Origin of the sequence: Methanoregula sp. (assembly GCF_050010295.1) — an archaeon.
Taxonomy (GTDB): domain Archaea; phylum Halobacteriota; class Methanomicrobia; order Methanomicrobiales; family Methanospirillaceae; genus Methanoregula.
In genome coordinates this window covers 304,543-329,113 of the sequence record NZ_JBEKLH010000001.1, presented here as the reverse complement: position 1 = coordinate 329,113, position 24,571 = coordinate 304,543, and the positions used below count along the sequence as shown (strand labels likewise).

The following is a 24,571-nucleotide window of genomic DNA, read 5'->3' as shown; positions in this document are numbered from 1 at the left end:
GGCGAGCATCGTGAAAATTGCCGGAACCACAATCGGATTCAGGACCGCCTCACCGGGCAGTGCCCGCAGCTCCCGGCTCAGGGAGCGATCGATCAAGACCCTCTTCTTCTTCACAGCCTTCTTTGCCGTTATTGTCATTGGATTCATCATCCTCTTCCTGGTACGGGATGCGTACCCGATCCTCGAGCAGGTCAGCCTGCCTGATTTCCTCCTTGGATTGTCCTGGGAGCCGACTGCAACAGTGCCGCTGTTCGGGATCCTTCCGCTTATTGTCGGGACACTTCTCGTCACCATCGGTGCCATGGTCTTTGCCATCCCGCTTTCCCTCGGCTGTGCAATCTACATCTCCGAACTTGCATCCCCCCGGATGAAAGCGATTCTCAAACCGGCAATCGAACTGCTGGCGGGGATCCCTTCCGTGGTCTACGGGTTCTTCGGTCTTGTCGTTCTCACGAATTTCATACGGATTGTATTTAATCTCCCGACGGGAAACACGTGGCTTGCCGCATCCCTCCTTCTGGGGATCATGGCCCTTCCCACGATCGTCAGTGTGTCTGAAGATGCTATCAGCTCTGTCCCGCACGAATTCCGCGAAGGCTCGCTTGCCATCGGTGCAACCCGGTGGCAGACGATCAGCCGGGTGACTGTGCCGGCAGCCCTCTCGGGCATCGCTGCTGCCATCATTCTCGGTATCGGCAGAGCGGTCGGAGAGACCATGGCGGTCCTGATGGTGGCCGGTAATACAGCGATCATCCCCAATCCGATCTGGAACATCTTTTCCACGGTAGAAACCCTGACCGGGGCGCTTGGTATTGAGATGGGGGAAGTCTCCATCGGCAGCGATCATTACCATGCATTGTTCGCTGTGGCAGTCGTGCTGCTGTTCATCACGCTTGTCATCAACCTTTCTGCGGTTGCCATCCTTCGCTATCTTCACGAAGGGCGCACGACCCGTCCCGGCCGGAAACCCTTCATCAGTACCGCTGCAATGGACTCGATCGGAAGGATCGCAAAAATCCTCGTTGCGGCAGTCCTTGTTATATTTCTGTTTGCAGCCGCTCCCTCGTGGCTGGCGGCCATTGTCCTGCTCGCGGGTGGCGCATGGTATTTCGGCAGGGGCCGGCTCTCACGGGCAACGATCCAGAAATGCTCCTTTGCACTGATCGCAGGAGCTACCCTCATCGTCCTGGCAATTCTTGTCATCATCCTCCAGGACATCATCGTCCACGGTCTCCCGGCAATCTCGTGGGATTTCCTGACCCAGTCACCCAAAGATGCAGGCAGATCAGGAGGAATTTTCCCGGCGATCGTAGGTACAATGTACTTGGTGATCGGCGCGATCGCCATCGCACTGCCACTGGGTGTCGGGGCAGCGATTTACCTGGTGGAATACACCCGGGAGGGAAAGGTCACCCGGTTGATCCGGACCGGTGCCGATCTCCTCAACGGTACTCCGTCGATCGTATTCGGCCTCTTCGGATTCGCCTTCGTTGTCCTGTATCTCAATGTCGGGGTCTCGATGATTGCCGGGCAGATCGCGCTGGCGATGATGGTTCTGCCCACCATAATCAGGACAACGGAAGAATCCTTAAAGAACATCCCCCACTCCCTGCGGGAGGGGAGCCTTGCACTCGGGGCCACCAGGTGGCAGACCATCAGTAAAGTGGTCCTTCCCCCTGCGGTTCCCGGCATTGTAACCGGTGTGATCCTCTCCATAGGCAGGGCTGCCGGTGAGACTGCCCCCATCATGTTTACGGCAGTTGTGGTTTCGCAGCGGTTCCTGCCGTCGTCAATCTTTGATCCCGTCATGGCGCTGCCGTTCCAACTATTCTACCTTGCAACCAATGTCTCGAATTCCACAACCAACAGGTACGGCACGGCGCTGGTCCTGCTGACGCTTGTGGTTGGATTTTATTTGGCAGCAATTTTCGTGAGAACCCATTTCCAGAACAAATCACGGGGATAATATGTCTGACAACAGTATCGTTTCCACAAACAATCTGAACCTCTGGTATAACGAGAAGCAGGCCCTCCAGTCGATCACCATGAAGATCCCAAAGAACAAGGTGACTGCCCTGATCGGCCCTTCGGGATGCGGGAAATCGACCCTGCTGCGCTGCTTCAACCGGTTGAACGATCTCATCGATCACGTGAAGATCACCGGTGAGATCATGCTCGATAATGAGAATATCCATGCCCAGGGAACGGATGTCGTCTCCCTGCGGAAGAAGGTCGGTATGGTCTTCCAGAAGCCAAATCCGTTCCCGAAATCCATCTACGAGAACATCGCGTACGGCCCGAAGGTCCATGGCGTGAAGGACAAGAGCGAACTTGACAGGGATGTAGAGCAGAGTCTCCGTCATGCCGCCATCTGGGACGAAGTAAAAGACCGGCTGAACGATTCCGCCCTCGGTCTCTCCGGTGGCCAGCAGCAGCGGCTCTGTATCGCCCGCACCCTCGCTGTCGGGCCTGAGGTGATCCTGATGGACGAGCCCTGTTCGGCGCTTGACCCGATTGCGACCGCGAAGATAGAGAACCTGATCGATATGCTCAAGCAGGAGTACACGGTCATCATCGTCACCCACAACATGCAGCAGGCAGCACGGGTCAGCGATTATACGGGATTCATGTATCTGGGAAAGCTCATCGAGTGCGGGAAGACCGTGGATATCTTCGAGCACCCCAGAGAGGAACTCACGGAGAATTACATCACCGGCCGGTTCGGTTAGGAGAAAGGAATGGCAGAAAAATTCCATACGGAACTCAAAACCACGAAAAAAGAGACCGTGGCAATGGCGCTCTTCGGCCGCGGGATGCTCAGAGACGCTGTGGATGCACTGATACGGCAGGACAAGGAACTTGCTGCCACGGTCGTAGCCAAGAAAGATGCACTGCACGAGATGGAAGTAAAGCTTGAGGAGCACTGTTACCAGCTCATCGCCACCGGCCAGCCGATGGCAAAGGACATGCGGGTCATTGCCTGCACGCTTAAGGTGATCAATGCATCCATGCGGATTGGACGATACGGCAAGGTGATAGCCAACATCGTCAAGGATATTTCCGACAGGCCCCACATCGCCCGCCTGATGAGTATCCCCCACATGGCGGAACTTACCATGGATATGATCGACGATGCAGTCAAAGCATATGATACTGATTCGGTTGCGCTGATAGCAGATTTCTCTGCCCGGGACGATACGATCGATGCGCTCAGGCACTCGATCTTCCGCGAGGGGATCACCTACATGATGGAAGATCCCAAGACTATCACCCGCTGCACCTACTACATCCTCGTCGCCCGCTACCTCGAACGCTGTGCCGACCATGCCTGCAAAATCGCAGAAAATGTCCATTATATGCAGACTGGTGAGAGGATCGAGATTCACTAAAAGTTGTGATCGCGGGAGGGTTCATGGAAAAGAAGACGGTACTATTTGTCTGTTCGTTCAACTCAGTCAGATCCCAGATAGCAGAGGGGCTGCTGCGCCACCGGTGCGGGGGTCGGTATTCCGTCTGCTCCGGAGGCCTCGCACCGGCAGGGTTGAATCCCTATGCCGTACAGGTCATGAAGGAAGCCGGCATCGATATCTCCCGGCAGCGATCGAAATCGGTTGCCATCTTTTCGCAGAGAAAGTTCGACTATGTGATTACTCTCTGCGACCAGGTTGCCCGCGCTGCCTCCAGTATGATTCCGAAAGGCGACCGGGTCTGCCACCGGGGATTTGTCAGCCCGTCCGAAATCCGGAAGAACAAAGATGAGATCATTGCGGATTACCGGAAACTGCGGAACGACATCGGGGCGTGGATTACGGAGATATTTCCCGATTGCCCATCAGGAACACCCGTTATGGGTTCCCCGGGATGTACTGATCCAGTGGGTCAGGGGAATTCTCCGGAAAAACCGGTCGTCTATCAGGATCCCGCGTCCAATCGGTCAGTTCGCTGATGCTGCCGATGATACTGGTACGTGCTGTGACAATAATTCCCGCAGGAATCTTCGAACGTTACTATTGTATTTTCTGATAAAACTATAGTTTAGTATAGACTTAATCGATAAAAGATATATCTTCGGACAACCAATTTCTCCCAGGAATTCCATGACCGCAAGGACAGGTGATGACGGCGTTTCGGTGATCGTCGGGACACTCCTTCTCATCCTCATCACGGTGACCGCCGCCGCCGGCCTCGCAATCATGATCTCCCAGATGCAGAAAGATGCGATGAACCGGCAGGCCCACATTTCTGCAGTGCAGAACGAACAGATCCTGATCACCGGTGTAACTTTTGAATCCGTCCCGGCTGCGTGGGATCAGGCTTTCTGGCCACCGAACGGTACTCTCAACCAGAGCTATAATGCGGTGACGTTCTCCCTCACCAACCTGAATACCGAAGATTCAAGCGTAATCGGCATATCGGTCAATGACCTATATGCACATAACTTCACGGTGGTCTCCTCTTCCTCTCAGCCCGTATATATCCCCTATAATTTCTCAAGCCAGGACCCTTCATCTTCTCTTGCGGTGCCAGCGAGTGCCAGTGAAAAGATCCGGATCAATTTCACGACGGATTTTTTCTCGCCGCCTCCCCGCATCGGACCGGACGATCAGGTAACGATCCATGTAATGACCACCCTGTACAATACGTTTGGGAAATCGTTCCAACCCCCGAACCCGGTGATCCAGTCGAATACCGTGACGCAGAATCTCGGTTCCATCCAGCGGGAGGCCCTCGTGCTGGACGGGACGCAATCCTTTGCAGCGAACAACAATACGATCGTTGACTGGAACTGGTCGATCCAGGACGCATCCGGGACGATAACAGATGGTGCACCCGACCAACAGGGAAACTGCACGGATACGCAAAACCTCACTACCCCGAACTATTTAGAGGGGAAGATTGCTCACTTCCAGCCGAACCTGCCAGGCCCGTTCTGTGTATACCTGACCGTGCAGGACAACAGCGGGATGAGAAGGAGCTCGGACTATGTGGTAATTCCCTCCAATAACCAGTTTGTCCCACCGGCGAACTTCTGGGTACAGTTCAACCCGAACCCTCCGTCTTACTTCATCAATGTCACGATAAAGGACATCAGCGGCAGACCCGTGCCCGACGCGGTCGTGAACTATATCATCGATACCAACCAGTTCGGGAACCTGTCTCTCGACAACTATGAGGGGATAACCGATGGGAACGGGATGAACAGCTCGAACGTGACCTCAGGAAGCGGCACCGTGAAAGTGATATCCGGGAATTTCGCGCCCATCGACGTTGCGGTCAGGGGAAGCCGTTGAACGCCCTCCGCCTGCTTCCATGGTTTTCCGGTGTCCCGGGTAGCTCATCGGATCCCTCCGAGGCGGAAGATATTGTCAGAAGTCTTTCGGGAAACCATGGCAACCGGTCTCTCCTGACGGCAACAAAGATGAGCAGGTGATATGCATGGGATACGGTTCTTCGAATATGATAAACCTCGACGGCCCTCTCATCCAGTTGTTTGCGGGATTTCTCCTCGCGATCATCGGTTGCGTGATCATCATCAGCGCACCCGGTTTCTCCCAGTTCTCGTACCTGCTGTTCCTCGTCGCAGGTATTCTTGTCGCCCTTGCCGCGATCTCCCTTGCTTCAGAGTAGGATCTTCAGATGTGCTCTATAGTTTTTAAAAAAATATATAAATTACCCGGTTGAACTATATTCAAGAGCCTACCGGATCCGTTTCCCGGTGATCCGGGGCCAGAGAGGATTGTCTTTATGCAGGTATGGCGGAAAGGAATGATGACCCCGGTTACCCGGTGCGGGTTGATTGCCGGTGCGATCAGCGGGGAGATCATGGTATTGATAGTACTCATAAACATCATCCTCATCAGAAATTATTCCGGAGCCGGGACTGCATCCGCCGGGATTCCTCTCATTGTTATCTGGAACGTTGCATACCCGCTTCTCGTTATCGTCGTTTTTGAGATGGGGGGAATCTTCGCGGGCCGGCTGTGTCGCCGACAGACCGAAGGCCCGAAAGATTCCTTCCTTACCGGGATGATCGCCGGTGTAACAACCAGTATCATCCTCGAGGTTATGTGGTTCTCCGATATCGTCAGCCTCGTAGTCCATACCGGATACTCGAACTCCGCACTGACTTCAGGCTATGAAAGTGTCTTCCTTGTGGTAGGATTGCTGATTGTTCTCGTCTTCACAGGTGGCATCCTCTCGGCGTTCGGTGCCTATATCTATTCGGTAAGGACGGTTACCGGAAGGGATTGATTACCTTACCGTGAAGTTTTTGCCGCAGCAGTTCATCCGTTGCCAGAACAAAAAAATTAAAACTATGGAGTGATGGGCACGGATAACCGGAACCTGATCCGATCAAAACAGGTAGTGCCGGTGTCCTTCCTGAAAAAACCGCCTTTCAGGGTTACGCATACAACAGTCGGACCCTCCGCCATGTCCGGGCCCAGCGATTCAGGCCATTTCGCCGATTATCTATAGCAATATAGAGCAAAATTCCAATAATAGGGTATAGTTCGACAAAGTATATCTCATTTCATGACCAAAAAGTGATAACACCGATGGCGGGACCTTTGCCGGTTTGGCAAAACCGGGGCAGCCCCCTGAGTCTGACAGTGGGGGACTACCGTGGAGAAGAATTCCGGAACATCAGTGCTCTCCCGTTCGCTGGTGATTGTCTTCTTCTCGATGATCGTCCTGATGACGGTCTTTGAAGTTGTAAAACAGATCATCGTCCCTTCAGTAACGCTGTGGGAGTCGCATATCATCACGATATTTTTCACCAGCATCGTCGCCGTCATTCTTGTGTACCTCCCGCTTCGATCCTCGCTCACTGAACAGGGGGAGATCCGTACGCTGTACGGACAGTTGAGAGATACTGAGAAGAACCTCCGCACAGTAGAAGCCCGTTACCGTTCCTACGTAGAATCTGCAGAGGAGTCGATCTACACGATAGACCAGGACCTCCGGTATCTTCTGATAAACCCGAAATATAATGCCCGCCGGGGATCGGAAGACCGGAGCCTCCTCGGGCGATTGTACGCTGAATTCCACACAGCCGCCGAGACCAGCCGGTTCACTGCACTTGCCAGCACCGTATTCCAGCTCGGGCAATCCGTGGAGGACGAATCCGAGCACAACGGAAGATACTATCACCGGAAATTCTCACCGGTCAGGGATCCGGCTTCCGGATCGATAGTAGCAGTAACCGTCATCTCGAGCGACGTCACAGATCTGAGGAAAACCGAGGTGCGCCTTACGGATATCAACAAGAAACTCACCCTTATGAACACCATCACCCGGCATGACATACTCAATTCCGTCGCCGGGCTGCTCGGGTGCGTGGATATGGCTGGCGAGACCACCGATGCCGGGGGGAAATGCAGGGATCTCCTGAAGGATATCCGGGCTGCCGGCCTTGCGATCCGGGAACAGGTACTGTTCACCCGTGAATACCAGGAGATCGGGATGCACTCCCCTCAGTGGCAGGATCTCGCTGACGTAATCCGGAATTCTGCCAGGCGATTTGAGACAAGTCCTGTCCTGATTGTGATCTCTGTGCAGGATGTCGTAATAATGGCAGACCCGCTTCTCGGGAAGGTATTCTATAACCTCATCGACAACGCCATCAGGCACGGAGAGAAAATAAAACAGATCCGGTTCAGCTGCCGTATCTCGGCCGGAGGCCTTGCTATACTCTGCGAGGACGATGGTTCCGGAGTTGCCGCAGAGGAGAAAGAGCGGATATTCGATCTCGGTGTGGGGAAAAATACCGGCTATGGGCTGTATCTTATCAGAGAGATCCTCGCCATTACCGGGATCACGATACGTGAAACGGGCGTCCCGGGATCAGGAGCCAGGTTCGAGATCTTCGTTCCCGAAGGATTGTACCGGGCGCCTGAGATATGAGACAGACCGTAAGACAGGGATCTTCTTTGTGGAGGATGACCCTTTTTTGCCGGAGTACTGGCATAATGACTTGAGAAGCTGGGATACGCGATCTGCGGCTCCACCGGAATCAGGGAGGAAGTTCTCGGAAGAATACTTTGGCAAAACCGGATCTTATACTGCCGGATATATGCTAATTCATTTTACCGAGAAGTTCCCGCAGCATGGCCTTCATCTCTTCGTTCTCTTTTTTTATCAGACGCCACTGGATCTGGATCTGGCGGTCCTGCCAGAGACTGAACCCGAACATCATCACGAACATGCCGATGGCGATGGAGAGCGCGCCCCATTTCACCGTGAAGGGGGATGTCAGCAGGTAAAACCCGAAGTAGATGAAGAGCGGTCCGGCGATCAGGAAGATTGCTGACGACAGGATCGTCAGCAGGTTCCGCTTCTCGAACAGGTTATCGGTCTGACAGCTGTCTTCGATAAAGAGGTCCGTTGAACTGGAACAGAGTATTGCTTTCAGCGACTTGTTATCAGGATTTTTCATACGATCACGACCTGCATCCCGGTTGCGCGGGTTTCATGGTCTCTCAAGCCGGTTGCCCTGGTGAATGAACAGGGACCCGGTATTCATGTCCATTTTTTCAGTTGAAGTCATTGCTCAGCACCCTGAGTTCCGGGTAGATCCGTTTCATCTCGGCAATATCAGCCCCGCTGGCGCGGAGGTTATTTTCGAATTCACTGGCATTTCCTTCCTGGTCGGCGAGGACTGCTTTCATGCACCCAATCTCTGCATCCTCTGCATGCTGTTGTATCGGTACTACCCGTGCAAGAACCATCCCGACCTCGAATCCCTGCACAGAAGAGGCGGTACTGCTTGACTTTGCGCCGGTGAAATAATCCTCGGACTGCTTCAGATCGTCATTTGCGAGCTTGAATTCATCGCAGACTGCATCCTTCTGTTTTGCCGAGTGCAATTCCGGTACTCCGGCAAGATCGAGATAGGCAATGATGCACCCGTTGTACCCCGACTTGAACGCGGACACGCCCTGCGACCACAGGTCATCGTACTGCTGTGTCTGGTTGTCCGTCTGGACGAGGTTGGTAGCATATCCGGCCACGGCACTTTTCATATATTCGTTTCCCGGCTTGTCCAGCTCCTTGTAGAAGACATCAGATCCGAACTGGTAGATCGAATCTGCGCTCAGGCTGCCGGTCTCACTTTGTTTTGACAGGATTGTCTGCGGGTTCAGCGGTCCGGCAACGAGGGCCGTGCTGGTGAGGATCCCCCCGATCAGGAGACAGTATTTCAGGATGAACAGGTTCATGGTGCAGGTTACCGTCGTGCATTGAAGTGTCGGAGTGCATCCCTTCCGAAAGATGTCCCCGATACAATAGCGTCTCTTCGCGATAAAAACCTTCGTAACATAGGGATATTGAGAATCTATAGTCAAATTGCACCCGGATTCAAAGGATGTCATACTGAAGCGACAGGAGCATGAAATGGGTATCGCGCAAGGAGCTGATCTCACCAATTTTACAGCGCAATCGGTCCGCAGGAGATCACGGAAGGTAGCCGGGATTTGTATCTATATAGAAATTTTTTTAAGTATATACTGCATTAATAAAATATGGAGCCTGGAGGAATCAAATCCGGGGATTGCGGGAGGCCTTCCGGCTGCAGGAAATCTCTCATGGACAAACCTATGCTAACTTCACCCGATGCGATTACCGTACCCCAAAGTCCGCCCACGTTGGGCAACGAGACGAATTTCATGGCGGAGTGCAGGAACCTGATCCGTATCCTTTCCTTCACCATCGATTCACTCTGCGACGACAGCGGCGAAGATGACAGGAAACTCAGAAATATCAGATCACTGATAGCCGCGCTCTCGACCGTGGAGTCACTGGCAGAGGATCTCGGCTTCCAGCTGACCGGTGTACCTGCTCCGGTTTACAGGGATGACATCAACGGCGTGCATTATATCGCAATCAACACCTGCGAGCTCGAGCGTTTCAGCGTAAAATAAGCGGAGGAAAAACGATGGAAAATCTGTCTGCAACCAAGGAGACATTGGAGGGGACAACGTGCACGGGAGGGGCTTCCGAAAAAGTCCCGATGCATCCGGATGACTTTGCCGCGCTTCTCTCATGGATCACCGCAAAGCGTTTCCACGAGACCGGGATTGGGGAGACATACCGGGAAAAACCCGTCTACTTCGGGATAATCGGGTGACGGAGTCCCTGTGACGAGATCCGGAAGAAGAAAAAATTGAATCTGTGGGGGATTTGCCGTAAGCAAATCTGAAACATTTATCAGGAGGAAATGCTTCCTGATACACTATATTTTTGCATCTGACAATATATATACGTTTGCCTGAACCATGAACCAGAATGCATTGAGTACCGTGAATTTATTGGAGTCTTACAAGCGGTTTTGCTATATTTTCGGCCAAAAATACGACCGTAATCCCAGCAGGGACATCACGAAGCTCATCTACCAGGCAGATCTCGAGATGACACCGGGGATGTTCACTTCACTCTGGTTCGTGACGACGGCACTTGCCGGTGTGGCAATGCTGATCGTCTCATCGATCATATTTATCCTCCCGCAGAGCCCGGTCAAGTCGGAAACACCGGCAGTGTACATCCTTCTCATGACGCTGATCGGCGCGGGGGCAGCGGGCATAGGCTTTCCCTTCTATCTCCAGAACGAGATCGAGAACAAGAAACGGGATATCGACAAGCAGATCCCCTATGCACTCGCGTTCATGTCGATCCTCGCAAGTTCGGGAGCGACCCCGCTGGATATCATCCGCCGCATATCCCGCGAGGAGTACGGGCAGATCTCCAACGAGTTCCGGAAGGTGCTCTTCCGCGTCGACATCCTCGGCGAAGACGTGGTGACCGCGATGAACGGCCTCACCCAGAACACGCCGTCTAACCTCTTCCGGGACATCTGCGTAGACATGACCAACATCATCTACGGGGGCGGCGGGCTGAAATCCTACCTCGAGACCAAATCCAAGGAACTGATGGCCATCCGCAGGCAGACCTACAAGGAGTTTGTCGAATCGCTTGCGGTCTTCGGCGAAGGGTACCTCGGCGGGGTCGTAATGACGATCACTCTCGCAGTGCTCGGCATCGTGATCTCGGGAGCGCTCGGCATCGAGTTCGGGCCTTTCAAGCCTGCGGACATGTTCAACGTCCTCGTCTATGTCCTGATCCCGGTCATCAACATCGTCTTCCTCCAGATGCTCTCCGTAAAATATTCGACCAACCCCTGATTGCCATGAGCCCCTCTCCGAAACCGGATTTTTTCAAAGAGAACATCCAGAAGATGCACGATATAGCAGAGCGGATCACGATCCTCTACAACCCGCCGCGGGAGATCTTCACCATCGGAGTGCCGGTGGCGATCGCGCTGATGGTCCTGATCGGGGCATTCCTGACCGGGTCCGCCTTCCAGGGGACGCAAAAAGCTACCGGTACCACTGACGATACACGGCTCAAGCAGTTGCAGGAGCTCACCGCCCAGCTTAACCAAGGCGGTGGAGGGAATGCGACCACAGGAAGCGAGACCGCGCAGGCCCCTGCACAGGCACCCGCATCGAAAATGGGACTGGACGAGGTTCTGGTCATTGCCGTGCTCATCGCGATTACGCCCTATGCCATCGATATTACCCTCCAGAAACGGAATATCCGGCGGAAAGAGGAGATCTATACGGAGTTCCTCTTCAAGCTCTCCGAGCTGATGCGGGGCGGCCTCGATCCCATCAAGTCGGTCAAGGAGCTCTCGAAGACCGACCTCGGCCTGCTCACGCCGCATGTCCGCATCGCAGCAACCTCGATGACATACGGGAAGTCATTCGAGGAATCGATGAAGGCGATGGCAAAGTCCCTTCATTCGGAGATGATCACCCGGTACACGGCCCTTGTCGTCCAGGCATCCTACTCCGGCGGTGCCGTTGCGGACCTGATCCTCAAGGCGTCCGAGGACATGAGGAACATCATCGCGATCGAACGAGAGAAGGAAGGCAACCTCTCGCAGTACGTGATGATCTTCTATTTCGCGCAGGGCATCATTGTCTTTATCATATACACCCTTTCGACGAGCCTGCTCCCCTTTGTCGAGCAGCTCGGCTCTACAAATATCTTAGGGAAGGCCAACGGGCTCGTCGGGCTCGATTTTTCCCGGGGCTTCTTCCACATGATCATGATCAACGCGTTCTTCGGCGGTCTCATCATCGGGAAGATCAGCGAAGGCGATGCCCGGTACGGGCTCAAACATGCGGTCGTGCTGATGGCTGCGGGCTTCATCGCGTGTGCGCTGTTCATACTTCCTCCGCCGGCTGTACCTCCGGCTCAGGCGTTCAATATCACTCCGGTATCTCCTGATATCTACCAGGGTGTGACTGGACTTCCTCTCAAAGATCCGATTCAGTTCCAGCTCACCGATCCGTCCGGAAATCCGGTGAACAGCACGGTAGTCCAGTTCAGCATCATTCCTGATGGAAATGTAACGCCGACTTCTGATACATCTGACAAGAACGGGATTGTGAGTGTCCGGGCCATCCTTGGTTCCACGCCGGGTAATTACATCGTATTTGCAAAAGCGGGTGGCAATACCGGCAAAGCGAACATCATAGCGAATTCCAATACATAGACCGGGTCGTGATTATGATGGAAGAAAAAAGGTTACAACATATAAAATGGTTCGTGGCGGGATTATTCCTCATCACGCTTATTGTTGGAAGCGTTTATGTACTGGAGAGCAAAAATCTCCCGGGGAAACATTCTGTTCCTTCAATGGATCCGGAAACCGGTGTCCAGATGTGGATTGAAGCAATGAACCAGAGAAATATTGACCGCGTATACGACCTTGCTCCGGATGAGATAAAAGAGCAGAGGACCCTGGCCCAGTTTAAAGTGGACAACCTGAATAATACGTTCCTCCAACCGGGCAACTATTTTATCAATTACAGCGTGACTGATAAAAAACAGAACGGGACATATGCCCAGATAGTTGCCCGGGTATTCTTACAGCAGCCGGAAACTCAGAAAACCCCGGGCCTGGAAGTCCCCCTCTATTATAAATTTGATCTTTATAACGAGCATGGTGAATGGAAAACATGGATGGACCCGGAAACCGGTATCCAGATGTGGATTGAAGCAGTTAACGAAGGAGATATCGATCGCTTATACGACCTTGCTCCGGATGAGATAAAAGAGCAGAGGACCCTAGCCCAGTTTAAAGTGGACAACCTGAATAATACGTTCCTCCAACCGGGCAACTATTTTATCAATTATAACGTGATTGATAAACAACAGAATGCAACGTATGCCGAAATAATTGCCCAGGTATTCTTCCACCAGCCGGCAAACCAGCAAAACACCCCGGGTACTGACATTCCCATCCAATATAAATTTGCCTTGTATTACCAGCATGGGGAATGGAAGATCTGGACGCTGAAGTGGTAAGTAAAAGAATTCTCGTGAATGCCGGGTACATCAGGAAACGCGAAAATGTCACAAACAATAAACCTGCCGGAAGATCCTCCGTCCCGTAGCAAGGGCAATGGAGAGTGCGTCCGGTTCGACATGCACCTCCATTCCTGTTACTCCTCGGACTCCTCGATCCCGGTGAAAACCATCGCAAGATGCTACCGGCGCACCGGCATCCTGCCACTCATCTGCGACCACAACAGCCTCATCGGATCTGAGCGGGTTTACGACGTTCTCTGCAGGAACGATTCTGATCTTCCCCGTATACTGGCTGAGGAGATCATGACTTCTGACGGCGAGATCATCGGACTCTTCCTTCAGGAACACATCACACCTTACCAATCGGCCGAGGAAACCCTCGACGCGATCCGGGAACAGGGAGCACTTTCTATCGTCCCCCACCCGTTCTGCTCCTACAGGAGGAGCGCCCTCAGGCATGACGTCATGGAAAGGATCATCGACCGTCTCGACATCATAGAGGGGTTCAACAGCCGGGTACTGGACGACCGGGAGAACAACCTGGCACGGGGATACGCAGCCCGGCGGAAGAAACCGGTATCTGCAGGATCCGATGCACATACCTCGCTCGAATTGGGCAGGACGTATGTCAGCATCGAACCCTTCTCAGATCCGAAGGGGCTCATGAAGGTGTTGCCGGATGCATCGGTCCATTACAACCACACTCACCCTGCGATCCATAGCGTCACACGACTTGTGAAGGCCGGCCGAAAGCTGGGGATCCTGCGGTCGCCATAACCGGGAAGTAAGAAGCATCTCGTCGATTTCCAGGAAGCCATCAGAACCCGGAGAGGAGAGAATTCACCGGGATTCTCCGGGTTCCAAAGAATTGAGCGAGGCGAGATTGATGAGGGAAATAGCAGATATATCCGGGATCCCGGCTGCCTGACAAAAATAAAAATTACCCGTGCCTCTCACGGGTATCGATCAGCAGCCCCTCTTCGGAGAGCGTGAACGGCAGCATCTTGTCCCGGGGAAACGACCCCCGCATCTTCGGGATATTGATGTACTTATTCAGCTTGTCTCCCTCGGGTACGATGACAAACTGGATGATGCCGTCGGACATCGCCCGGACGAGCTGTTCCGAACGTTCGGGAAGGACGCCGATATCGATGAGGAGGAGCACGGTGGTCCCCTTCCGGCTCTTTTTCATAAGATCGAACATGAATGCCGTAAGATCTTTTGTCGAATCGTCAACGAAGAAAACGGCGAAGGGATCGATGATGAGGAGCGGGCCTTCGATGGAATCGATCTGCGAGAGGACGTCGAGCTTCGCATGGGCCGGGGAGATCTCGACAATCCGAAGGGAATCCCGGACCGGGATCCCGAACCGTTTCATCTGTCCGAGAAGTTCATCTTTTGTCTGGAGGGTCAGGTAGATGACAACGGCACCCTCAGCAGCCTTCTCGGAAGCTGCGTAGAGTGCATAGATCGATTTGATATTGCCGGAATTCTCTTCAATGCACAACACGCTGTTATCGGGGACGATCTCCAGCCCGTTTGCCATTGCCATGCTGAGGTATTATCTTCCCGATCTATGATAATGCATTCGCTTCTCTATATATCCGGGAAGTGGGGGTGGGGGGTCGCCGGCTCCTCACGGCGACCGCAAGACCCGGGAGTGTTGTACCGCGCTCACGAGGGCACAAAGAAAAGATATCGGCAATTCTTTCCCAATCCGGCAGCAGGTCACCTAAAATATATATAATATTGGGACATCATAGAAGAATGTGCAGGAAAATCTGCAATAACAGAGAGAAATAAGGATCGGGGATAAAAATGCAGGTGAAATCGGAAATTGTCCGAAAAATCTATGGCAATTATAAAATCATTGCCTTATTGCCTGCAATAGCGGTAATCATCGATTATGCGCTGACATTTTATCTGGCAGGCGATACTTCGATGATCACCACCTGGGAAGCAAGCCCGTTCGTCCGGTTCGCGGTGATCCACCAGCTGATGGCACCCTATCTCATCGCCATCATCCTCTTCTACTACGGAGCTTCGTACGCGGTGCTCAGGATCCTCCACGACTCTGTTTACTACCGGTTCGGGGTCCTGCTCATCCTCACGCTGAGTATCACTCACGTCGTCGGGGGGCTCTCCTGGCTCTTCCGGAACGCTTTCTACTCCAACGGAGTGTTCGTCCTCTCACTCCTGTCGGTCGTGATCGCATTCATCCTGTTCGGGTTCTCCCTGCTGCACGAGAAACCTGCCACAGATTCCTGAAACTTTTCCCCCCCAAAACGCGAACTACCGAAAATCCGGTTATTGAGATCATCCTTATTGTACAATGATCTGTTTTCCTCTCTCGCGGGTTGCAGCGCCGGATTGACTGATACCATCCTGGGGGGTCCCCATGAGTACCATGGCGACCCCTCTCTATCTCAGAGGGGTCACTTCAATCCATTATCCGACCCTAGACCCACCGGATCCCCGCGTTCAACAGCCGATCGAGAGATTCTGATGTCTTACGGCATAGTTTTAAGGCTGTCCAACGGGTAACCCCGGCCAGGAGGATGACGAAACGGGTTCTGATGGCAGGAATTAGAGTGGGTCACATGTTAAATGTGAATGACCCTCCTTTAAGGTCCGGCATGAAAAGGGACGACCCCCTGACCCACCCTGGGAATTGCCCTGTGCATCTTTTCCGCCGAAGGCTCAAGACAAGATGTAGTTTTACTCCGCGGGAAGAGCATGTAATTCCTGAGGGGGTCACCTTATGATCCTGTGTGACCCTAATGACCCTTGGTGCCTCCATTCAACCACAGAGTATATATTTTTTAGAATCATTTTATGAGTATTATAAATAAACCAGAATCCCGGTACATGCTCCCGAAGAGATACCCCGGATTCGGCCGCACTCTCAACGCATCATCGGGAAAGACCCGTTTACCTTGAGAGATTTCCGGATAATTCCCGGGAGAGCGGTTGAGGGGTGAGCAGGGGATTCCTTTGATGAGGACTTTGAAATGGCAGATTTCCAGCAGAAAACCCAGCAGAAGAGCGCCATCCGGAGACTTGCGAGCCCCATCGCGGATGTGGACACATTCCATGCGATCGTGCGGGATATCATCCTGAACAACCCGTTCGGGTGCGTCTCCTACCGGACTGCCGGCGTCAATCACCCGCCGGTGGAGAAGGTCCGCGAGATGTACACCGCGAAATTCGTGTATAAGGACAGCAAGGGAAAACACGTGGGCGCTGGATCAGAGATATATAACTCTATCGACGGCTTCCACGCCGGCATCGCTGCGGTTGTCTCCCATCTCGCGAATATCGCCGCGCACGGTGGCACGGTCAGCAGGAACCCGGAAGGAGACTCCTATGCAGTATCGCTGAAGTGCCATGACCCCGGCGGCGAGCTGTTCTTCCTGAACCTTGCCCGCCACCGGGTGACGCTCTCGTCCTACCGCGACGACGCGATCCGTACCCGGATCGAGGCGTGGGCGGAAGGTGTACCGGCGCTGAAGTAAATCGCATCCCTGTGGTTTGGTCCTTCCGGAACGGGAACAACCGGGGCCCGGGCTCGCGTCCCCCGCGGGGATGGTGCCTGGTCGGGTGTGGATCTCGTCCCTATTCCGGTCTTACCGGGATCTCATCGCATCGCCAGCATCTGTTTCGGGGTGAGGAGCCACTGGAGGTTTCCTGAAGGCTGGCTGTCGAACGAAAAATTCCTGATCTTCGCAAGGCCCCCTTTCGCAATGACAAGAGAAGCCGGTCCGCCGCTTTGGGAGATGATCCTGCCGACCAGACCGGATAAATCTGGTTCGTGGCCAACGATAAGGACGGTTGTTTCCTTACCGGATTGCGCGGCACGATAACAGATGGTGTCCGGATCGCCTCCCGGTGCAAGTTCGTCCCAGATGACCAGCCTGTCCTTCCGGTCCAGTATCCGGGCAACGATGCCGGCGGTCTCGCTGGCGCGGATCAGCGGACTCGACGCGATGACACCGAACCGTAACCTCTCTCTCCGCATCCAGCGGGCGATATCCCGTATTTCCTCTCTCCCCGGTCCCGTGAGCGCCCGCTCACTGTCATCAGGGTCTTCTGAAGATTGTCCTGCTTTTCCATGTCTGAGAATGAAGAGATCCATCCGGTTAACCTCCTTCCGATCTTATCAGTACCGCCATTCCATTATCAAGATATCGGGAGTCCGTGTCCGGAAGAGGTTCGTGAAAGCTTTCAGCATTTCACGTGGAGTACCGCGGCAAAAGGACGATATTCTTCGGTGAGGAAATTCATGATCTCCGGTGTTGGACGAATAATTGTCGTGAACTTCGCCAGGATCCTGAGGGCTTCCAGTGTGATGGGAAGGTCATTGAATTGTCCGGTCCCGATATACACGATGTCAGGTTTCTCTTTGGTAAGAAAGACGAGCTCACTGTCGGCGAGTGGTGTATGCCTGAAGAAACCCCGGCATTTCCGGGATTTTTTCTTGGATCGTTTTTCGACTGAGCGGTTCCGGTGGACGATTACATCATGGTCGTACCGGATGCCATCGATCTCAACCCACCCATAACAGGTTCTCATTAAGACTTCTCAGGATGATCTCTTTTCACAGATGGTATTTATATATTTTTGTCCAAAAAATCAATAGATGACTATAGTTATTGGGCACGTTTGCCTCATTACGACCGGAACACCTGATTCCAGACGATATTTTACCAATCATAACCACGGGATACCAAAAACAACACGATTATTGCGATATAATATAACAATACAATATGGGCACCAAATCTCAACACAAAAATCAATCCGGACAAAAAGCGATCACAATAATCCATGTCGGGTGGGCAGCATTATTTTTTGCCGTAGCGGGAGGGGTTTATGGGTTTTACACCGGCGGTCCGGTGAAGATGATTATCGTATTTGCTGAAGGGTTTATCGCGGGTTTCATCCTTTCATATATCTGTGCAAGTTTCATCGAATTATTCCGGAGATAGGAAGCGATGTACTATAAACCCGGAAACGGGAAAAGATTCTGCACATATCTGTAAAGGTGCCCCCGACAGGTCCGGGCACAACCCTATCGTTGGTTCCTGAAGTACCGTGTGACTTACCGACGGCAAACTGTTGCAGCTTGAGGGAACAGCCTCCAGAGGCCCCCTCAGATCACCACTGGGTGCCGCAGTTCTTGCAATACCATGTATGCGGGCCGCAGGGGGGAGCGGATATGATGACCTTTCCCTTCCGTTGCGCTGTGCGGAGATGCGGTGTCGGTATTGCATAAACAATCGGGATGACATCCTGAACACTGCTGCAACAGGGACAGCATTTCCCGGTATTTTCCGGAACCGGACCAGAAGTTTCCTGCATAAGGATACCATGGAATGTCCACCTGATCTCATTAATGTTGTGAAATTGTCATAAGTGAGATCCATCGCTTGCATCTTTATTGATCCATTGTTTTTTCTGGATGTCAGGTTTGTGACAGACAACGGAAAAACGGAGGGCCGGGAACTCCGACCGGAAGAACAGGGAGGCGGGAATGGTTGGGAATCTGATACCTTTCCCTCCGTATCAGGACAGGAATCCCCGACTTCGCCCCATCGCACCCGGTCGCCGGCCCCGGGTTCGCGGGGATCTTCCGGATCGGAAAGCGCATAAAGCCTGGTATTTTTGCCAAACCCCGGTGGGAAAGATGCCCGATAAGATCAGGACTGGTAGAGTGGCGAATCCCGCACATAGCTTGCCGCAGGCGGAGCACGATGCACCTGTTCTGCAGAGCCGGATACCGACAACAGTATAGTCCGATACATGGTGAAGAGATTGATGAGCCCGATCCGGATACACGCCGCCCCTCCAAAACTCAACAGCGGTATCGCGGGAGAGGGGTTGCAATTTCACTATATCCAACAGATACAACTATAGATTAAATTGCGAAAACATATATCCCCCAAAGACTGAGGAGTGATCATACAGACAGCGGGGGACATCCTGTTGAGCAGCGATCACAATCCGGACATCTTCAGTTATCCAGGAAATTTTTCGGGCAACAAAAAAGTACTTGGATCCGTCTCCGCTGCCTGTCTCGTTCTCATGACAATGGCGAGTATATCCCTGTACTCGTTCCGGGTCGATTTTACGTTGCCCATACTGATATTGGCGGTGTTAATCACATTCACCCTGATCATGGTCTCCTGGCGTGGGGAAGATCCATGATCGCCAATCCTTTTTTCGGGAATGCCGCACGGTCCGGGAATCCCCGGGGTCCCTGAAGATCAGCGGTATGCCGGGTTTTCAGAGTCTATTGTTAACTCTATATTAGTTGCTTTAAAATCTATATTCAGATCACAAAAAATATATATCTGGCAGTCGATTATCTGATCGGTGATATGACATCTGTGGGGGATGAATGACTTCACCGCAAGAAACCGTAGCAAAGCACACATCCAGGAATCAATCAGCAAGAACTCCAAAACCCTAGTAATTTTTTATCGCCTCCTCCATCCACAAAACCCAGGTGAAATTCAATGGCAAATCTGAAACACATGAACAATGAAATGGCAGTCTCGCCGATCGTTGCGACCCTCGTTCTTATCGTCGTCGCAGTCATCGGTGCGGTCGCTGTCGGTACCATCATGGGTACCTTCTCGACCGATGTATCGAAACAGGCGTCCGCCTCGCAGGCGTCGTCTGCATCACAGACCGAGATCCTCATCGCTGGATCGACCACGCTCCTCCCGGCTGAGCTCAACCTCCAGACTGACTTCCAGAAGGCAAACCCCGGCTACCAGTTGAATGTCCAGGGTGGCGGCTCCTCTGCAGGTGTCTCATCGGCAGCGATGGGCATCAGCGACATTGGTGCAGCATCCTCTGCATCCTCCATCATCTCAGGGCAGTCAGCAAACCCGAACGACCCGAACTACCAGAACCTCTACTACACGCAGATCGGTGGCCGCGGTGTTGTATTCATCCAGCACAATGATGGCTCAGCAGTTCTGACCAACGTTGTTACTGCGGCTGATGTCGCTAATGCATACGCCAATGTCGGCTCAGATGGTAAGACAACCTATGCCGGAGGCGCAATCACCTCAGGCACAACCATGGAACAGCGCGAGGCTGGCTCCGGTACGATGTCCACTGCATACAAGTGGGCAGGTCTTTCCTCCACCAACCAGTCCAATGGTGTAGCAAATGCACCAACCAACAACGGCAACGCAGCAGAACTCGCCGCAGTTGCTGGTCTTACAAAGTCCTTCGGCTTTGTTGATTCGGGATACGCAATTACCGGCGGGGTTCTGAGCAACACAACCGCATCGGGTGTTACGATTGTTGGAGTCAACGACGGCACCACGACGTTCGTACCAACCCACACTAACATCAAGAATGCCCTCCACGACTGGTACCACGGTGTCTCACAGCAGGAAACAGCTACCAACTACCCCCAGGGTCTCGTCGGCGGTCTCTTCTGGATCACCAAGGGAACTGCACCGACCTCCTCAGTCAACGGTATCGTCACGACCCCTGGCACCAGCGCTGCAAGCTCGGTTGTTACCAACCTGATCAACTTCGCCAAGTCACCGACCGAAGCAACCGCGTTCAACAACGCCGGGATGTACTCGATCTACGACTTCGTCTGAAGTTGAACCATAATTTTTTTCTTTTTTCCAATGAACGAAAAACCCGATATCCACAAGTTTCTCTTTCTCTCCTGTTCTGTCGTAACTGCCCTGAGCGTCATCATAATCATCGGGTATATTCTCTTCGCCGCTGCCCCGGTGCTGGGGCGCGAGGGGCTCGGTTTTGTCTTCGGATCTACGTGGGACTATGCAACCCACCAGTTCGGCATCTGGCCATTCATTGTCGCAACCCTGATGGTGACCATCGTTACCGTCGCAATCGCGGTCCCGCTGGGCCTTGCGACCGCGGTATTCCTCTCGGAGTGGGCCCCCCGGTGGCTCGATCACCTCCTCAGCACACTCGTCGAACTGCTGGTGGGGATACCGTCAGTCGTGTACGGTATCTTCGGCTTTTTTGTCCTGCGAAGCTATTTCACAGATTTCATCAATCCGTTCATTGGGAAGACCCTGGGATTTATTCCCTTATTCCGGTCGGGTAACAATAGCGGGCTCGGCATCCTGCTGGCGGCTACCGTCCTTGCTATCATGATCCTTCCGACCGTTGTCGCCCTCTCGCGGGAGTCGATGCGGGGGGTACCCGCGGACCTGCGGGAAGGTTCGACTGCGCTCGGGGCAACAAAATGGGAAACCATCCAGCACCTCGTAATCCCTGCGTCCCTGTCCGGGATCCTCACCGGCCTGATCCTGGGAATTATGCGCGCGATGGGCGAGACGATGGCGGTCGTGATGCTTGTAGGAAATACGAGTGGTGTGCCTTCATCGTTTCTCGATATGGGCGAACCGATGACCGCCAAAATCCTCCTGGATATCGGGTACCAGGTAGTGATGCCCGAAGGGCGGAGCGCGCTTTTTGCCGTTGGTGCAGTTCTCATGGTCATGGAGATCGGGTTCGTTGCCGCGATCCACATCATCAGTACCCGGTTGAAACAACAGTTGGAAGGCGTCACGTGAACCTCCGGAAGCTCAAAGGAATGATCGTGATGGCGATCTGCGGAGCTGCCGCGCTCTCTGCCGCAGGCATGCTCCTGCTCATTCTCGTGGTTATCTTCCTGAAAGGCATTGCATCCCTGACTCCGCATTTTATTCTCTTCACAGAAATCAATTCAGGGATGGGACTCGGAACGGGGATCGCAAATGCGATTGTCGGTACTATTCTCCTGGCCGTCACGTCTACCCTCCTTGCGATCCCATTCGCAATCGGAACGGCAATCTATCTCAGGAAATACGCGCCCGACAACCATCTCACCCGGTTTTTACGGCTGATGATCGAAGTGCTCTCCGGCACTCCCTCGATAGTGCTCGGAATATTCGGCGTCCTCGTACTGGTCGTCTATCTCAGGCCAATTACCGGAGGAGAGTCCCTCCTTGCAGGAGCCGTGGCACTTGCCATCCTGATACTCCCGGTGATTGAGCGCGCAACTGAGGACGCAATCGCGCGTGTATCCAAAGAACTTGAAGAAGGCAGCTATGCACTCGGTGCGACAAAATGGCTGACGATCCGGAATATCATCATCCCCTCTGCATTCTCCGGCATCATCGTCGGGGCTATCCTGGGATTCGGCAGGGCTGCAGAAGAGTCGGCAGTCGTCATCCTGACCGCGGGGTATTCCCAGAACATGCCGGAATTCAGGATCGCACTGAACCCGCAGTTTCTTCTTGGCATAAAGATTTATCCACTTAATAATCTGGTCGGGTCATTACCGGTATTCCTCTATACCTCCTATGAAAACTCCAATGTCTTTCCCGTGTCGTCAATATTTGCTGCCGGGTTTATCCTCATCATGATAGTGATGCTCATAAACATCTCGGCAAAGGGTATCCTCTCCTATGCCACGGCAAAGGCACAGGGGCATCAGGATAATCCCCTGTCTTCACTTTTCGGATCTCTATCAGAACCTTTCCGCAGGAAAAAACCAAAAGATCTGATCTTGTGTACCGATGGGGAGACTGCCCCCCCGGTACCAGCGGGTTTATTTTCCGAGCCGGAAGTGGTCCGCCACAACAGAACACCGGCAGAGCCGGTTCCGGATCCGCAATTTTCACCTGATGCCGATACAACCCCGGTCGTTCACCCTGCCACAAATCCCCCGAAACTATCACATCTCGGGAAAAAAATCTATTTAGACAGTACCAACATCAGGCAATGGTTCCGTACATTACGCCAGAAGATACATATTCCGGTACCCGGTAACAAGGATCATCCCGAAGTAATAAGCGATGTACACCCAGCGGATCATGGCAGATCCAGAGGTTCAATCCGCCCCTTCCTCCGCGCCATCCTCCCCTTTACCATTCCGCTGGTCATTCTTATACTCATCGCAATCCTCACCGGTATACCTCCGCTCAACCATGCGCTCGGCCCGGCGACCCCGGCGCTTGCCACCCTCTTCTCCACCTCGCTCACCCTCATCATTGCCGTTGCCGGTCTGGTCTTTGGTCTCTTCATTGCAAGAAAACGCGGGGCATTCCGGGCAAAGAACCGGAAGGCCGGTGTTGCCGGCGTGGCAGCCGGATTCTGCCTCGTCCTCGCTGTCGCATGCGTGCTCTCTTCGGCCGGGTCGGGGCTCTTCAATACTGGCGATACCCCCGCATCAGCGTCATCATCCTCGGCATCTTTGTCGGCCGCCGACCGGAGCGCCCGTCTCGCAGCATTGCTCGCATCCGAGGGGCTGAACGGTGAAGGTTCCACGACAACGAATCCGGTAACGCCGGCGGAAACCCACCGGTCCGCCTCCGGACCCGCACCAGCGGCCTCCGTCGGGGGGGTTCCGGTCCGGGACGCGCTCTCCCTCCGCGAGAATTACCAGTACGGCGATCCGTCCCACGCGATCCGCGCCACCATATATGACGTGAAGGTACTCCCGTTCTACTTCTGGTGGTGGGCAGACTGGAACCGGTTTGTGCAGCAGGTCCCCGCAACCGGGGACTCGTACCTCGTCGTCTTCATCAGGATTGAGAACACCGGGAAGATGAGCGCCATCATTCCCTCCGCAGACCAGTTCAATGTAACCTACAATGGCGTCAGTTATGGTCACAGTCCCTATTTCGATCTGTCGCTAGCCGACCAGCAGACTATCAACGATTACAGCGCTGCCTTTCCCAATATTCCCTACGAATGGATCCGTGAGCTCGGACAGGACAAGCGGGACTACGCCTTCCTGATGGGGTACAATATCTTTGAAGGTCAGGGCCTTCTTAACAATACGACGGCGACAACCGCAACCCCGACACCGACGCCTGCCGGCGCTGGTATTTCGGGATGGCAGGAGAACAGTGTAACCGATATGGATTACCTGAATTACAACCTCAAACCCGGGCCCAGCCAGGCGATTGACGGCTACCTCATCTACGAAGTCCCGGACACGGCGGTAAACGACCTGAAGAATACGTACATGCAGGTTGCGTTCAACGGACACGGCGCAACCCGGTGGCGTCTCAGCTGAACCACAGGCGCACACTGTCGCACGGGAATACCTGGAGAGACTGAACTTTTGAAAAACATATGGGGGCATTATATCACTCTATATTCTCTACTCAAAAGATATATTTCAAAAAAACCCGGAAGAGTA

Annotated in this window: 24 protein-coding genes; 19 read left to right on the top strand and 5 right to left on the bottom strand. The window is 53.5% G+C overall.

What is annotated here, in order from left to right; genetic code table 11:
* The first annotated feature begins 10 nt into the window (after positions 1-10).
* The 8 genes from pstA (ABSB80_RS01760) to ABSB80_RS01725 all read left to right on the top strand — a co-directional run bounded on the left by pstA (ABSB80_RS01760) (position 11) and on the right by ABSB80_RS01725 (position 7,905).
* Positions 11-1,966: a phosphate ABC transporter permease PstA gene (gene pstA, locus ABSB80_RS01760; RefSeq protein ID WP_428367538.1), complete on the top strand. Its 1,956-nt coding sequence runs from the start codon at positions 11-13 to the stop codon at positions 1,964-1,966.
* 1 nt (position 1,967) lies between these two features.
* The gene (gene pstB / locus ABSB80_RS01755; RefSeq protein ID WP_428367536.1) at positions 1,968-2,729 is read left to right on the top strand and encodes a phosphate ABC transporter ATP-binding protein PstB; all 762 of its coding nucleotides are present in this window, start codon (positions 1,968-1,970) and stop codon (positions 2,727-2,729) included.
* A 9-nt stretch (positions 2,730-2,738) separates the two neighbouring features.
* A complete protein-coding gene (phoU, locus tag ABSB80_RS01750; protein ID WP_428367534.1) occupies positions 2,739-3,389 on the top strand; it encodes a phosphate signaling complex protein PhoU in 651 nt (216 codons plus the stop codon).
* A gap of 23 nt (positions 3,390-3,412) precedes the next feature.
* Positions 3,413-3,946 carry an arsenate reductase ArsC gene (locus ABSB80_RS01745; protein ID WP_428367532.1) on the top strand — a complete coding sequence of 178 codons (534 nt, stop codon included), beginning with the start codon at positions 3,413-3,415 and terminating at the stop codon, positions 3,944-3,946.
* Positions 3,947-4,097: 151 nt separating this feature from the next.
* Positions 4,098-5,291 carry an archaellin/type IV pilin N-terminal domain-containing protein gene (locus tag ABSB80_RS01740; protein WP_428367530.1) on the top strand — a complete coding sequence of 398 codons (1,194 nt, stop codon included), beginning with the start codon at positions 4,098-4,100 and terminating at the stop codon, positions 5,289-5,291.
* 145 nt (positions 5,292-5,436) lie between these two features.
* Positions 5,437-5,628, top strand: a complete 192-nt coding sequence (locus ABSB80_RS01735; protein ID WP_428367528.1) for a hypothetical protein — start codon at positions 5,437-5,439, stop codon at positions 5,626-5,628.
* Positions 5,629-5,745: 117 nt separating this feature from the next.
* Positions 5,746-6,252 carry a hypothetical protein gene (locus ABSB80_RS01730; RefSeq protein WP_428367526.1) on the top strand — a complete coding sequence of 169 codons (507 nt, stop codon included), beginning with the start codon at positions 5,746-5,748 and terminating at the stop codon, positions 6,250-6,252.
* A 372-nt stretch (positions 6,253-6,624) separates the two neighbouring features.
* Positions 6,625-7,905, top strand: coding sequence for a sensor histidine kinase (locus ABSB80_RS01725; protein ID WP_428367524.1), 1,281 nt, complete (start codon positions 6,625-6,627; stop codon positions 7,903-7,905).
* Between the two features lie 172 nt (positions 7,906-8,077).
* On the opposite strand, the gene ABSB80_RS01720 is transcribed toward ABSB80_RS01725, so the two are convergent.
* Positions 8,078-8,437, bottom strand: coding sequence for a hypothetical protein (locus ABSB80_RS01720; RefSeq protein WP_428367522.1), 360 nt, complete (start codon positions 8,435-8,437; stop codon positions 8,078-8,080).
* 97 nt (positions 8,438-8,534) lie between these two features.
* Positions 8,535-9,344: a hypothetical protein gene (locus ABSB80_RS01715; protein ID WP_428367520.1), complete on the bottom strand. Its 810-nt coding sequence runs from the start codon at positions 9,342-9,344 to the stop codon at positions 8,535-8,537.
* A 240-nt stretch (positions 9,345-9,584) separates the two neighbouring features.
* Between ABSB80_RS01715 and ABSB80_RS01710 the strand changes: the two genes are divergently transcribed.
* From ABSB80_RS01710 to ABSB80_RS01685, 6 genes are all read left to right on the top strand, one after another.
* Positions 9,585-9,920, top strand: a complete 336-nt coding sequence (locus tag ABSB80_RS01710; protein ID WP_428367518.1) for a hypothetical protein — start codon at positions 9,585-9,587, stop codon at positions 9,918-9,920.
* 14 nt (positions 9,921-9,934) lie between these two features.
* The gene (locus tag ABSB80_RS01705) at positions 9,935-10,126 is read left to right on the top strand and encodes a hypothetical protein (RefSeq protein ID WP_428367516.1); all 192 of its coding nucleotides are present in this window, start codon (positions 9,935-9,937) and stop codon (positions 10,124-10,126) included.
* A gap of 148 nt (positions 10,127-10,274) precedes the next feature.
* Positions 10,275-11,177 (top strand): type II secretion system F family protein, encoded by a 903-nt coding sequence (locus ABSB80_RS01700; protein ID WP_428367514.1) that lies wholly within the window; start codon positions 10,275-10,277, stop codon positions 11,175-11,177.
* Between the two features lie 5 nt (positions 11,178-11,182).
* The gene (locus ABSB80_RS01695) at positions 11,183-12,556 is read left to right on the top strand and encodes a type II secretion system F family protein (RefSeq protein ID WP_428367512.1); all 1,374 of its coding nucleotides are present in this window, start codon (positions 11,183-11,185) and stop codon (positions 12,554-12,556) included.
* A 14-nt stretch (positions 12,557-12,570) separates the two neighbouring features.
* Positions 12,571-13,371 (top strand): hypothetical protein, encoded by an 801-nt coding sequence (locus ABSB80_RS01690; protein WP_428367510.1) that lies wholly within the window; start codon positions 12,571-12,573, stop codon positions 13,369-13,371.
* A 45-nt stretch (positions 13,372-13,416) separates the two neighbouring features.
* On the top strand, positions 13,417-14,151 hold the full coding sequence (locus ABSB80_RS01685) for a PHP-associated domain-containing protein (RefSeq protein WP_428367508.1): 735 nt from the start codon (positions 13,417-13,419) through the stop codon (positions 14,149-14,151).
* 163 nt (positions 14,152-14,314) lie between these two features.
* Here ABSB80_RS01685 and ABSB80_RS01680 read toward each other — a convergent pair whose 3' ends face one another.
* Positions 14,315-14,926 (bottom strand): RAD55 family ATPase, encoded by a 612-nt coding sequence (locus tag ABSB80_RS01680; RefSeq protein WP_428367506.1) that lies wholly within the window; start codon positions 14,924-14,926, stop codon positions 14,315-14,317.
* A gap of 266 nt (positions 14,927-15,192) precedes the next feature.
* On the opposite strand from ABSB80_RS01680, the gene ABSB80_RS01675 reads away from it, so the two are divergent.
* Complete coding sequence (locus ABSB80_RS01675; RefSeq protein ID WP_428367504.1) at positions 15,193-15,642, top strand: hypothetical protein; 450 nt, start codon at positions 15,193-15,195, stop codon at positions 15,640-15,642.
* Positions 15,643-16,385: 743 nt separating this feature from the next.
* Positions 16,386-16,889: a hypothetical protein gene (locus ABSB80_RS01670; RefSeq protein WP_428367502.1), complete on the top strand. Its 504-nt coding sequence runs from the start codon at positions 16,386-16,388 to the stop codon at positions 16,887-16,889.
* Positions 16,890-17,011: 122 nt separating this feature from the next.
* Here ABSB80_RS01670 and sixA read toward each other — a convergent pair whose 3' ends face one another.
* Entirely contained in the window at positions 17,012-17,509 is a 498-nt protein-coding gene (gene sixA, locus ABSB80_RS01665) for a phosphohistidine phosphatase SixA (RefSeq protein WP_428367500.1), read from the bottom strand.
* An 89-nt stretch (positions 17,510-17,598) separates the two neighbouring features.
* Positions 17,599-17,946 (bottom strand): hypothetical protein, encoded by a 348-nt coding sequence (locus ABSB80_RS01660; protein WP_428367498.1) that lies wholly within the window; start codon positions 17,944-17,946, stop codon positions 17,599-17,601.
* 1,946 nt (positions 17,947-19,892) lie between these two features.
* Here ABSB80_RS01660 and ABSB80_RS01655 point away from each other — a divergent pair.
* Genes ABSB80_RS01655 through pstA (ABSB80_RS01645) form a run of 3 tightly spaced genes read left to right on the top strand, consistent with a single transcriptional unit; the run spans position 19,893 to position 24,445 of the window.
* On the top strand, positions 19,893-21,002 hold the full coding sequence (locus ABSB80_RS01655) for a substrate-binding domain-containing protein (RefSeq protein WP_428367496.1): 1,110 nt from the start codon (positions 19,893-19,895) through the stop codon (positions 21,000-21,002).
* A gap of 30 nt (positions 21,003-21,032) precedes the next feature.
* Complete coding sequence (gene pstC / locus ABSB80_RS01650) at positions 21,033-21,953, top strand: phosphate ABC transporter permease subunit PstC (RefSeq protein WP_428367495.1); 921 nt, start codon at positions 21,033-21,035, stop codon at positions 21,951-21,953.
* The gene (pstA, locus tag ABSB80_RS01645) at positions 21,950-24,445 is read left to right on the top strand and encodes a phosphate ABC transporter permease PstA (RefSeq protein WP_428367493.1); all 2,496 of its coding nucleotides are present in this window, start codon (positions 21,950-21,952) and stop codon (positions 24,443-24,445) included. The genes pstC and pstA (ABSB80_RS01645) overlap by 4 nt, the downstream gene beginning before the upstream one ends.
* The last annotated feature ends 126 nt before the right edge of the window (positions 24,446-24,571 follow it).